Source organism: Bacillus sp. ISL-55, from assembly GCF_018613155.1.
Classification (GTDB): domain Bacteria; phylum Bacillota; class Bacilli; order Bacillales; family Cytobacillaceae; genus Mesobacillus.
Window position 1 is genome coordinate 52,099 of record NZ_JAGGQU010000037.1, and the last position, 12,104, is coordinate 64,202.

Genomic DNA, 12,104 nt, shown 5'->3' on the forward strand with positions numbered 1-12,104 from the left:
AGGCAAAAAATACCTTTCAAGATTATCCGGACATTCTCACAACATGGGAATCAGAATTCATTAGGCTGCTTCTGTATGATTCCTCTTTCTCAGTTCCTCTTTAATATCATGATTCCCTAGTAGTATTTTCCCGAATCCATTCTATTTTTGTCGAAATTATTACGCTATTCGAAGTATTCGTGCTATAATCCGTTTTGTAAGCGTTTACTAAAATTAACTAATTTTACATGAATAATTTAGTAAAATTTTACGAAATTAGTAGCGCTTTTAAAATTCATTGGGAGGGTATTTATGAAGAATAAGAAATTCGTTTCATGGTTGTCGATTGCTATTTTGCTATGTTCATTAATTCCATCAAGTGTTGTTGCATTTGATGGTGAAACCGGTGAGAATGGCAAGCTTGATCTGTCAGGAGATTGGTTTTTTACCCTCGGAGATAATGTAGAGGAATATTCAAGAATGGATTATGATCATTCGAATTGGAAGACTTTAAAACCTGGTACAGGCTTTTTGAGTGGCGCGGATTTCCCGGAGAATTCTTTTGCCTGGTACCGGACAGAATTTGTTGTCCCAAAAGGTTTTTCTAAGGATGTATTAACACTTGCGCTTGGGAAGATAGACGATGGAGATGAAGTGTACCTGAACGGCAAGCTTCTTGCTTCGACTGGTTTTGAAGATGGGCAGTTCAACGAATCCTTCTGGTCACAAAGCAGAGAGTACGAGCTTCCCGCTTCAATGCTTAAGTATGGGAAAGAAAATGTATTGGCTGTAAGAGTTTATAATGCCGGCGGTGGCGGAGGAATCTATGAGGGGCCGTTAGGAATCTTCAATGAAACGGCTTTAAGAGGAGAAAAAGGGCTTCCGAACCAACTTGCGGATAAAGAGGAAACAAAGCAGCTCCTGAAGTTTGTTAAGGCGCAACAGCGTTTCCTTGAAACGAAGAAGCTCGATTCATATATTGAAACTTTTTCAGATGCATTTTTCCATGACGGATATGACAAAGAGAGACAGCATAGTCTTGTAGAACGCTGGACGGATGAATACGATGTGATTGATCAAAGGGATGAACGTACAGTCGTTTTTAAAGACGGAGATACTTACATTTTATCAACCTATCGAACGATTTCCGGAAAGCAAACCGGACAGAATAAGACATTAGTGGATGAAAAACAGGAGCGTTTTTTTACTAAAAAAGATGGGGATTTTTACGAAACTGGAAATCAAAGCCGATTCTATCAGGATACTTATTACTCTGACTCGTTCCAAAAGGAAATGAGTTACCGGGTTTATTTACCAGACGGATATTTACAGTCCAAGGAACAGTATCCTGTCGTATACCTTTTACATCAGTATGGAAGTTCCAGTCAGCAGTACGAGGTTGATCAGCTTAATCAGAAGCTCGACAAGTGGATGGAAGAGGGCAAAATACAAAAGATGATCGTTGTAATGCCAGATACATCCGGAAACAGCTGGTATGTCAACAAACCAAATGAGCCATGGATGGACTTGATCACCGAGGATTTTGTACCGCAGGTCGACAGCATGTACCGCACAATTGATGATCCGAATTTCCGTGCCATTTCCGGTGTATCTATGGGTGGGTTTGGTGCCTATGTGATCGGTCTGAACCATCCTGAGCTTTTCCGCTCGATAGCCAGTCATATGGGAGCATTGAGTTTTGAGTTTGAAGGGCAGAATCCTCTTAAGCTAATTAAGAGTTTAAATGAAAAAGAGGAAGATCCAAATGCGGCAATTACAAAACTAAAACAGTTTTCTTTCTACCTTGATGGCGGTACGGAAGATGCTTTGACATCAAGGGCAAATTCAACGAACGATATCCATAAGTATTTTAGGAATTATAATATTCCGCATCAGTACAGCACACGCGCGGGCGGGCATGACAGCGAGTTTTATTTAGCATCGATGGATAAGTCCTTTGTGATGCACAGCAGCCATTTTACCAAATCACTTGCCAGCGGCAGTTTGAAGGTTAGCCCCCAGGCTGTAAGCAGTGATGAAACCGAGGTAGCAGCACAATATACCGTTTCAGTCGGTGAGGATATTGAGAAGTATTCTGGGGAAAGTGCGAAAGTTCCAATGGCTATCTCTCTGCAGGTTGATGACCCTCAAGGGCAGGTAGTTTATAAAGAGACCAAAGAGATCCCGGAAGCTCAGGCAAAAGGATATACGGGAGAGTTTTCAATCCCGACGGAACAATTAAAAGAATCTCAGAATTTCACAGTGAAACTATCTCTATCTCTTCTCGGCAAAAATATCGATATCTCCAGCAGGCCGCTGATCATGGTCAGCCAGGTCGTTATGGCTGATGGCGAGGCCCATTTTGACCTGCTTGGTGATTGGAAGTTCAAGCTTGATGATGAACCGAGTAGCCCGGTAGATGGAAATTCTGCTGATACGAATGGATGGTCAGTAGTTCAGCCTGGACTGGAATGGTGGAAAAACGGTTTCGGCGGATACGAAAACATCCAAAGCTACAACGGTGGTGCTTGGTATGTAAGGGAATTTGAGCTGCCGGAACAATTCCCGGCCAGTGGTTTGACTCTGCTAGGTGGAAAGATTGATGATGCAGACGAGATTTATGTTAACGGCCAATTGGTTGGAAGCACAGGAATGGAAAATGGTGAGTTTAAGCAATCACATTGGGCAGAACTGAGAAAATATAAACTTGCTGATTCAATTTTAAAGCCTGGAGAGACAAACAAAATTGCGATCAGACTCTTTGATAACAATGGTGATGGGGGCTTATACTCCGGTCCAATCGGACTTTATTCGGAAATATCCCTGAGAAAAGCCAAAGGCCTTCCATATGAAAAGCCAGATGCAGCAGTCGAACAGCAAGTTAAGGACCTTTTCGTAGAACAAATTACAGCTTTGAATGAAAAGGATCTTGAGGGATTCAGCAAAACCATCTCAGCAAACTACTTCAATGATGGCAAAAAGAAGAAGGACCTTATCAAACGTATTGAAGATTGGTTTGCTAAGGACGAAGTAGTTGCAGAAGCTGATAAACTCCAGGTCTATATTGACGGAGAACAACTACTGCTTGAGGGCAATCTAGTTGTAAAAGGAAGAGAAGCTGATGGATCCACAGAGATTTTAAAAGAGGAGAGCATGTCGAACCATTTTGCCTTTGAAAATGGGGTTGTCTTGGAGACGGGAAACCAAAAGAGATTTTTCGTGGACAGTTATTATTCTGGAAGTCTGGGTGCAGAAAAGACAGCCCGTGTTTATCTGCCTGAAGGCTATGAAAACAGTGATAAGCAGTATCCAGTCGTTTATCTGCTTCATCAATTCCAGAGTGACAGCTCTGCGTTCGAATTGGATAAGGTTGACCTGATCCTTGACCAGGCAATTGCCGGAAAAGAAATAGGTGAAATGATCGTCGTCATGCCTGACTCTGACGGGATGAGCTGGTGGGTCAATCAGGAAAACGGCAGCCAGTGGATGGATATGGTCACAAAGGATTTGGTCCCATACATCGATCAAACTTACAGAACCATCGCTGATAAGAATCAACGCGGAATTTCCGGAGTTTCAATGGGCGGTTTCGGTGCGTATGTGATCGGCATGCAAAACACAGACTTGTTCACATCGTTCGCCAGCCATATGGGAGCGTTAAGCAGCACGGTCGCAGGCAAAAATCCGATTCAGCTCGTGAAGAATGCTGATCCAGAGAAACTGCGTGAACTATCGTTCTATTTTGATAGCGGAGACGAGGACTTCTACAAGTTCGACATCCCGGCAATTGACCTGCATCACTATTTGAAATCAGTAGGGGTGCCGCATGAATTCGAAATCAGAAGCGGAAATCACAACAGTGAATTCTACACAGGCTCCATTGTAAAATCATTCAAGCATCACAGTGAACATTTTAGAAATTAAAGATGTCCATATTACCTTTAAGCGAAACAACCATTAACCTTTTAGGCGGATGGTTGTTTCGCTATGTGTTCCAAAAGCTCCTCATATAACATCTCAATTTGCTTTGATAAGTTATTTTTCTGTAAAATCGGGTAAATACTAACTAATAACCAAACCCAAACAGAAGGCAGGGATTGTAATGAAAAATGACAAGAACTCTAACTTTTATAAACAAGAAATGAACTTGAATATGTACATGGACGCCGTTCATGATACAGATAATACTGAACTGATTCTGTTACGAGAAAAGACAAGGTATACGGATGGAGCAAATACGATCATTCAAAAAGTTCAGAATGAGTTTTTGGAGAAAAAAAGAATGGAAGAAATCGACCTTGCTCTAGCCAATAAAGACAAGGAAAGATTCATGGATTTGACTTCGGAGAACTGGAAGGATGCTTTGTAAGGTGAAATGGATGGGTATTTGGATAATATAGAAAGCCTGAAACCAAATGAAATGAATGGTTTCAGGCTTTTATTTATAAATGTTTTCCTTCGCAAAAGGTCGTGCTCTAGATTTCATCGTCGTTCCTTCATCTTCATTAATAACTGGAAGAAATCGAGTGAAATTTCCAGTTCGCCAATATATCTTGCTTTTCGCCAATAAAGAGGAGGATTTCGCCAATAAAATCTGAAAATCGCCAATAAATTTTTATTATCGCCAATAAAATTGTGAACTCCGCCAATAAAAGGATTTTCTCAGTAGTTCAGCAGCCAGTATTAATCAACAATCTGCAATAATTGCTCCTTTAGCTTACTTTTAGCTCCGTTTCGCCACTGTTTGACTGCTGACAAGGACACATGCTCTTTTTCAGCAATTTCTTTGACGGACAATAAATCAACGCAAGTGTAGATAACCCACTTTGTTTCTTTTTCAGTTAAACCATGACAATAGCTGAGCAGAAATTCGATTTCAAGCGGTTGGTCTGCATTTGTTTCTTCGACTGACTCCCAGTATTCTTCTTTAGGATGTATGCTCCGCTCTTCCAACCGGTTGTTGCGGTTCATTTCATTCAGGATTTGCCCTTTTATATAGCTATAGGCATAATTTGAGAATTCCCCTTTAACCGGATCAAAAGCTTCAGCTGCTTCCCAAAGCCCTACCAGTCCAATATGGAAATACTCTTTCTGATTTTTATAGATATGCAAGGTCCTTATAATTTTGTGAATCATAGGTTCATACTGTTTGGCTAATAGATCAAAATTGTCCATTTGCAATCCTTCCTGGATCGCGCGCGACTGACTTATATTCCCGGGTAGCTTTAAGATACCTTTGAAAGTGGGAGTTGAGCCAATCCTGAAAAAACAATTTTGGATACAAAATAGCTCAATAAACAGCCTGTTTAGCATCCAAAAATCAATTTTCAAAAGTTATTAGACAATTTAATAAATAAAGAGTGCAAAATTGAGTTTTACCTTAAAATGTGAATATTATTTGTCCAGCAAAGAAAATATTTTTTATAGGTTTTATAGGAAATGTTAGCACTATTAATAGATAAGAAATGAGGGGTTTTCAGAGGGAAATTTGAGAAATATATCGCTAATTGAAGAGATATTTTTAAAAAACCATATATTATACTGAAAAAACATTTTCTTTGCAATATTCCATAAGTTCTAATGTGTTTAGACAGGAACAATGCAGATTTACTTATAAAAGGAAAAATTTATATAATAATACCAGTGGGGGTTAATGGGAGTGATGTGGAGTAACATAATAAAAAATAAAGAAGCCCTCGGGGAAAATGTCTTGGCGGACTCCCGAGGACGAGTGTTGGGTATACCAACTATGTTAGTATACCTTTTCTAATCAAATAATCAATAGATTTTATGAGGAGAGGAAAGAATGGACGTGCTAACGAATTACATACTCAACGAAGAATCAGTGTTATTGACTGGAGAATATAATGTTAACGGAAAGCTATACGCCAGGGTGATCCAAGGTGAAGACACATTCCTGGTTGATATGAAACCTTTAAAAATCATCAATGAAACGATGATTGGGGTGGGCTCGGATTTTAAAGCAGGGCGTAAAAGTGCAAGAAGACTGCTGGGAGATGTCAGCATGTGCCCGATTAAGGTTAACTGTAATCTAGGAATCTGGCTATTCCCCACCAAGTCATACAATGATGATTTCTGCATCTGGTTCTCTTTGATGCATGTAAAAGGCACAAAAGCACTGGGAATACGCAGAACAGAAGTAGAATTGAGTTATGGCCATAAAGTCGTCATCCAAATGAAAGAATCCTCCTTTAATCAAAAAAGGAAAAAAGCAGAAGAATTAAGAGAAAAGATGACCAAGAACTCAAAAGGACCTCTGACCTTTTATGTAGAACAAAAGAAAGGGATTGAGATGATCGAGGGAGAAGGGGTAAAGCGGTATACGCTTAAGTAGAAGTAAAATTTAAGGGCTAATCATACCCTTATGCAGCAGCATCTTACCCCAATTTTTTTTATTTAGACCTTTATGTTAAATGAGAGAGCATCAGAAGAGTGGAAAAAAATGTAGTCCGACACAAAAATCATTGAAAGCGATTTCTGTGTAATGTATACTGCTAGTAAGTTAATAATCGTGATGGAGTCGGGGAGAATCACACAGACAAATCCTGTTGCTGGGGCAGTTTCTGTAGGGGTTCTCCTCTTTTCGATTAGGGGGAGGAACAGGAATGGAAAAATTTATTTTATCATTGGATCAGGGCACGACAAGCTCGCGGGCTATTCTTTTCAATAAAAAGGGTGAGATTGTCCATGTGGCACAAAAAGAATTTACTCAATTGTTCCCAAAGCCAGGCTGGGTCGAACATAACGCGAATGAAATTTGGGGTTCGATTTTGTCGGTCATTGCGAGTGTTCTTTCGGAATCGAATGTTAAACCCGAACAAATAGCTGGAATCGGGATCACGAACCAGCGGGAAACGACGGTTGTCTGGGATAAAGAAACGGGAGTGCCTGTCTATAATGCGATTGTCTGGCAATCTCGGCAAACGAGTCAGATTTGTGATGAGTTGAAAGCTGCCGGCCACAATGACCTTTTTCGCGGAAAAACGGGACTCCTGATTGATGCTTATTTTTCAGGGACGAAAGTGAAATGGATCCTTGATCATGTTGATGGTGCGAGGGAGAAAGCGGAAGCAGGAAAGCTAATATTTGGGACAATCGATACTTGGCTGATCTGGAAGCTATCTGGAGGCCAAGCGCATGTGACAGACTACAGCAATGCCTCGCGCACGCTAATGTTCAATATACATGACCTCAAGTGGGACGAAGAGCTCCTCGATATCCTTGGAGTACCAGCTACCATGTTGCCGGAGGTTCGCCCATCATCTGAGGTCTATGCCAAAACGGCACCACATCATTTTTTCGGGCAGGAAATCCCGATCGCAGGAGCTGCTGGTGACCAGCAGGCTGCTCTGTTCGGGCAGGCATGCTTTGAAGAAGGCATGGGAAAAAATACGTATGGCACAGGCTGTTTCATGCTGATGAATACAGGTGAAAAGGCGGTAAAGTCTGAACACGGTTTATTGACGACAATTGCTTGGGGTTTGAACGGCAAGGTGGAATACGCGCTCGAAGGCAGTATATTCGTTGCCGGATCAGCGCTTCAGTGGCTCCGGGACGGATTGAGAATGCTAAAGCATGCGAGCGATAGCGAGAAGTATGCCGATAGTGTCGACTCAACAGAGGGTGTTTATGTAGTGCCTGCTTTTGTCGGCCTCGGAACACCTTACTGGGACAGCGATGTAAGAGGCGCAGTCTTCGGTCTGACTCGCGGAACGAGCAAGGAACACTTTGTCCGGGCTACCCTAGAATCACTGGCCTACCAGACAAGGGATGTGCTTGCCGCGATGGAGGCAGACTCAGGAATCGAACTGAAAACGCTGCGAGTTGATGGCGGTGCTGTGAAAAACAACTTCCTGATGAATTTCCAGAGTGACATCCTTAATGTCCCTGTCGAGAGACCTGTTGTCAACGAGACGACCGCTCTGGGTGCCGCCTATCTGGCTGGACTCGCGGTTGGATATTGGGTAGATCAGAAGGAAATTGCTTCCCAGTGGGCGATTGATCGCGCATTTGAACCGAAGATGACTGAAGAGGACCGGAATCAGTTGTACAGCGGCTGGAAAAAAGCCGTCAATGCTGCGATGGCATTTAAGTAAATCCGGGATGAACCATTTCCAATAATATAAAGACCAAAGAGCTTGGAAAGTGCTTTTTGGTCTTTTTCTATTCAGAGGAATATTTTAATAAGTTTTATGGTAATTGTAAAAAACTCTCTTGAGTACATGGCCTCGAATAATGGACCAATGGCACTTTTGAAGGTCATTCCTTTAAGGATAAGATTAAAAGGACTTTACATTATTGGCTTTCATTTGACGGAGGCATCAATAATGTAGGATATTAATGTTAATTACCTTAATTTTCTATTTAATAATAAAGGGGTGCCTTGAGAAGTATGCAGTCAATAAAATTTAAAGGTGTTTTTATTCAAGGTATTAATCCAGAGGTCAGGCGGCTTGCAACACAGGTCGGACAGCTGCAGCTTGGTGTATCCCGGGTAAAAGGAAGCCTGGATGGAAGAATCTCATCGCGTCGCGGAATCAGTGCAAACCTTGCCAAAGCAGGCAGTTCCCTGGGAAGGATAGAACAAAGATTGAATGAGCTGAGCTCATTCGTTAACCAATCAGTTCATTCCTATACATCTGCAGAAAATAATGTGAACAAGAGGGCTGTTACACTTGTTTCTTCATGGAATAAAGGATTCGGTTTATCTGCCGGGAACAACTCCGTCGCCAAAGCCATAGATAAAGCAGTGACAAAAGTAGATAAGAAAAAATCAACCTTTGATGAAATACTAAGTTACTTTGGTACACTTAATGAAAAGATGGGATTGATGGATGCAGCACTTATAGGCTCACAACTGACTTCAATGGCAACGGCATTTACTGTTGGCAAAAAGCTGCGAATTCATTACTTTGGCGGAAAACCTTCACTCTGGCAAAAATTAAAAGGAGGATATAAGTTTTCTGTCGGTGCGGATGCATCATGGACCAGCAAAGGGAAGTACAGCTCGAAAACGGCTAAATTCTTGTATGACTTTGCAAAATCAACACCAACCAACCCTGTAGCAAAACAACTGCACAAAATCGTATCCTCCTACAATAATCCATCAGCTGTTCTCAAACATGTGGCAGGCTTCCCGAAGAACGCCAATTTCATGAGAGCGGAATATTTAATGAAGTCTGTCCATGAAAGAATTGAAATGGGAACAAAGGGCGTGTTAAAGTCCGCGGCTGAAGCGAAGGGGTTCGCTAAGGTTGGGAGAGGAATTCCTGTTGTCAGTACGGGGATTACTTTCGCTGCTAGTGTTGCAGAGTTTAATAGTTCAATTAACAATAATAAAGGATTTGGAGAGAGTCTAGGAAGATCCTTCGGCGGTCTTGCCTTAGACATGGCAGCCATAGGAACGGGAGCTAAAGCTGGTGCTATGATTGGCAGTTTGGGTGGTCCGGTTGGTGTTGTTGTAGGAGGAGCGGTCGGAGGGTTTGTAGGTGGTCTGGTCAGTGTGAAATTTGGGGATCAAATAAAGGATTATGGAGGACGGGCTGGAAAAGTGGCTGGTGATTATTTAAAGTCAAAAGTTGATGGGTGGAATAAGTCCATAAAAAGCTGGTTCAACTAAAATTGCTAGAATACTAGTAAAGGTGGATATCGTTTATATGAATGCCGAAGAAGTAATATTTTTTATAGAGAAAACAATTGCAATGTGGTTTGTCTTTCAAAGCGGGTACGGTATGGCAGTCCTTTTAGTGGGGAGAGTCATGATTGAATATTATGAGTGGGGCATTTTTGAACAACCATCAACACTCTATGAAAAGACCATTAATACCCTGCTTACAGTCACAGCAGGAATAGGTCCGTTTGTGTACAAAAAATTATACAAGGTCAATTGGTTAATCAGAAAGATTCTTATGCTTCTATTTTTGATTCTTTTCGGCCTTGCTGGAGTCATCATTTTCAATATTGTTAGTATTCTTTTACGTGCGATCTTTCTATAGCTAGAACTATTTTCTATAGAGCGCAAATCAACAGACTTTTTCTTGATTTAATTTAGATATTATTAGAAGGATGTGAAAGGAATGAAGCCTCTTTTAGCGTGTACAACGGAAGAACTGGCATTATTAGTGACATTTTGCGGTTATCCGGCAGTAGGTAAAGGAATAGCTGAATCTTCTATGGATGGTCTGACACCTGAAAAGTGGGAATCAGTCATGCAGGCTACGATCCATCAATTAATGCTGAAACAAATATGGGACTATGAAAGAGAAGCGAATAACGAAGCTCCAATCAGCATGGAGATGGAAGCCTTTATTAAATCCTATGTAGAATCACAATGGATGATCCGTTGTTCACACGTACCGGACCAGCACATATTAATGATTCATAAAATTAATGACGACACCTGGCTTTCCCACTTGATCGACCGGGATATCATCCATGAATTTGCTTATATAACTTCAGAAGAACTTCCATCACATATTAGAGAATATTATTCTTTTTCGAATATTTCTTATACAGATGGCATGTCATTCAAATTAACTGAGCAGGATTTTGATTTTCTAAGTGATAAAAGTAATCTATCAAGACTTGACGCTCATACATATTTGTCCCTAGAGGAAAAGGAAGCTCTTAATGAGTTCACAAATGCTCTGGATGCGAAGACATGGTCACTGAATAATATATCGATGTTCAATCTTCCTACCCTGGAAGCTGACCCAATGCTTACGAATATCCTGTTCTTCCTGCCCTCCTCAAAAGGGATATGGGTGGTGGAATACACAGACGATGCAGAGAGACCTGTCCAGATTCAATTGCAGTCTTATGAAGACTGGGAAAACATGCTTGATGGGGTAGGACAAATAGCTTCAGCATTATAGACGTAAGGAGCCGAAAATGGCTCCTTTTCTTGTGAGATAAGAAAGTATGCTTCGAGAATTGTCCAGCTCCAGCGCTTGTCAGGGCTAAACGAGACACTTGCGCTTTTCTTATTCCGTCTAGCAGGCGCCATTTGTTGTATAATCAATGGTGGATAAACGAATGAAAAAGTAGTAAAATTTTTAGTAAAATATAATGAAATTTTACCGGGAGGGATTGTCATGGCAGTTTTGGTAACTGGCGGCGCGGGTTATATTGGCAGCCACACTGTATTGGAGCTTCTGAAGCGCGGGGAAGAAGTTGTGATCATCGATAATTTACAAAAAGGGCATAAAGCAGCCTTAATGAGTGAAGCTAAGTTTTTTGAAGGGGATTTAAGGGATCCTGCCTTCCTTGATCAGGTCTTCACTGAAAATCAAATTGATGCGGTCGTGCATTTCGCAGCAGACTCGCTTGTGGGTGAAAGTGTTGAAAATCCGCTTAAGTATTACGACAACAATGTCGGAGGCGCAATATCACTTCTGAAAGCGATGTCAAAATACAATGTGAAGAAAATTGTTTTCTCATCCACGGCAGCAGTTTACGGAGAACCTGACCAGGTGCCGATTCCAGAGACGCTACAGACGAATCCGACTAATCCTTATGGAGAAACTAAGCTGGCAATCGAGAAGATGCTGAAATGGTCTGAGCAAGCCTATGGCATCCAGCATGTCGTACTCAGGTATTTTAACGTTGCCGGTGCTGACCTTGATGGCAAACTGGGGGAAGATCATCAGCCAGAAACACATCTGATTCCGATCGTTTTACAGGTTGCGTTGGGCAAACGTGAAAAAATCATGATTTTTGGGGATGATTATGACACTCCGGATGGCTCATGCATTAGGGATTATATCCATGTGACGGACCTTGCGGATGCTCATATCCTCGCGATTCAGAGATTGCGTGAGGGTGGCTCGAGCTCTGTTTATAATCTGGGGAATGGCAACGGCTTCTCTGTAAAGGAAGTGATTGAGATTTCGCGTAAGGTAACCGGAAAAAGTATTCCGGATGAAGTAGCCCCTAGACGAGCGGGAGACCCTGCAAGGCTTGTTGCTTCTTCGGAAAAAGCAGCAACTGAACTTGGCTGGAAACCAAAGTATGCTTCACTTGAAACAATGATTGAAAGTGCCTGGAATTGGTTCCAAAAGCATCCGGACGGCTACTAAACTTCGTTGAAAAGGACTGGTGATGAC

The 12,104-nt window shown here is 41.6% G+C and carries 9 protein-coding genes; 8 read left to right on the forward strand and 1 reads right to left on the reverse strand.

What is annotated here, in order from left to right:
- Nucleotides 1-291: 291 nt before the first annotated feature.
- Nucleotides 292-3,903: an alpha/beta hydrolase-fold protein gene (locus tag J7E32_RS17430; protein ID WP_214909909.1), complete on the forward strand. Its 3,612-nt coding sequence runs from the start codon at nt 292-294 to the stop codon at nt 3,901-3,903.
- 178 nt (nt 3,904-4,081) lie between these two features.
- A complete protein-coding gene (locus J7E32_RS17435) occupies nt 4,082-4,348 on the forward strand; it encodes an IDEAL domain-containing protein (protein WP_214909911.1) in 267 nt (88 codons plus the stop codon).
- 314 nt (nt 4,349-4,662) lie between these two features.
- Here the strand turns inward: J7E32_RS17435 and J7E32_RS17440 are convergent, their stop codons facing one another.
- Entirely contained in the window at nt 4,663-5,154 is a 492-nt protein-coding gene (locus tag J7E32_RS17440; RefSeq protein WP_214909912.1) for a sigma-70 family RNA polymerase sigma factor, read from the reverse strand.
- A 631-nt stretch (nt 5,155-5,785) separates the two neighbouring features.
- Here J7E32_RS17440 and J7E32_RS17445 point away from each other — a divergent pair.
- From J7E32_RS17445 to galE, 6 genes are all read left to right on the forward strand, one after another.
- A complete protein-coding gene (locus J7E32_RS17445) occupies nt 5,786-6,334 on the forward strand; it encodes a competence protein ComK (protein WP_214909914.1) in 549 nt (182 codons plus the stop codon).
- Between the two features lie 271 nt (nt 6,335-6,605).
- A complete protein-coding gene (gene glpK / locus J7E32_RS17450; protein ID WP_214909919.1) occupies nt 6,606-8,096 on the forward strand; it encodes a glycerol kinase GlpK in 1,491 nt (496 codons plus the stop codon).
- Between the two features lie 296 nt (nt 8,097-8,392).
- A complete protein-coding gene (locus J7E32_RS17455; RefSeq protein ID WP_214909921.1) occupies nt 8,393-9,619 on the forward strand; it encodes a hypothetical protein in 1,227 nt (408 codons plus the stop codon).
- A 37-nt stretch (nt 9,620-9,656) separates the two neighbouring features.
- On the forward strand, nt 9,657-9,995 hold the full coding sequence (locus J7E32_RS17460) for a hypothetical protein (protein ID WP_214909923.1): 339 nt from the start codon (nt 9,657-9,659) through the stop codon (nt 9,993-9,995).
- Between the two features lie 81 nt (nt 9,996-10,076).
- Nucleotides 10,077-10,874, forward strand: a complete 798-nt coding sequence (locus J7E32_RS17465; RefSeq protein ID WP_214909925.1) for a hypothetical protein — start codon at nt 10,077-10,079, stop codon at nt 10,872-10,874.
- Nucleotides 10,875-11,093: 219 nt separating this feature from the next.
- Nucleotides 11,094-12,077: a UDP-glucose 4-epimerase GalE gene (galE, locus tag J7E32_RS17470; RefSeq protein WP_214909927.1), complete on the forward strand. Its 984-nt coding sequence runs from the start codon at nt 11,094-11,096 to the stop codon at nt 12,075-12,077.
- Nucleotides 12,078-12,104 lie beyond the last annotated feature (27 nt).

Excerpts from the sequence above, each read along its gene's own strand:
- J7E32_RS17430 (WP_214909909.1), top strand. The coding sequence starts at position 292 with ATGAAGAATAAGAAATTCGTTTCATGGTTGTCGATTGCTATTTTGCTA.
- J7E32_RS17435 (WP_214909911.1), top strand. The coding sequence starts at position 4,082 with ATGAAAAATGACAAGAACTCTAACTTTTATAAACAAGAAATGAACTTG.
- J7E32_RS17440 (WP_214909912.1), bottom strand. The coding sequence starts at position 5,154 with ATGGACAATTTTGATCTATTAGCCAAACAGTATGAACCTATGATTCAC.
- J7E32_RS17445 (WP_214909914.1), top strand. The coding sequence starts at position 5,786 with ATGGACGTGCTAACGAATTACATACTCAACGAAGAATCAGTGTTATTG.
- glpK (WP_214909919.1), top strand. The coding sequence starts at position 6,606 with ATGGAAAAATTTATTTTATCATTGGATCAGGGCACGACAAGCTCGCGG.
- J7E32_RS17455 (WP_214909921.1), top strand. The coding sequence starts at position 8,393 with ATGCAGTCAATAAAATTTAAAGGTGTTTTTATTCAAGGTATTAATCCA.
- J7E32_RS17460 (WP_214909923.1), top strand. The coding sequence starts at position 9,657 with ATGAATGCCGAAGAAGTAATATTTTTTATAGAGAAAACAATTGCAATG.
- J7E32_RS17465 (WP_214909925.1), top strand. The coding sequence starts at position 10,077 with ATGAAGCCTCTTTTAGCGTGTACAACGGAAGAACTGGCATTATTAGTG.
- galE (WP_214909927.1), top strand. The coding sequence starts at position 11,094 with ATGGCAGTTTTGGTAACTGGCGGCGCGGGTTATATTGGCAGCCACACT.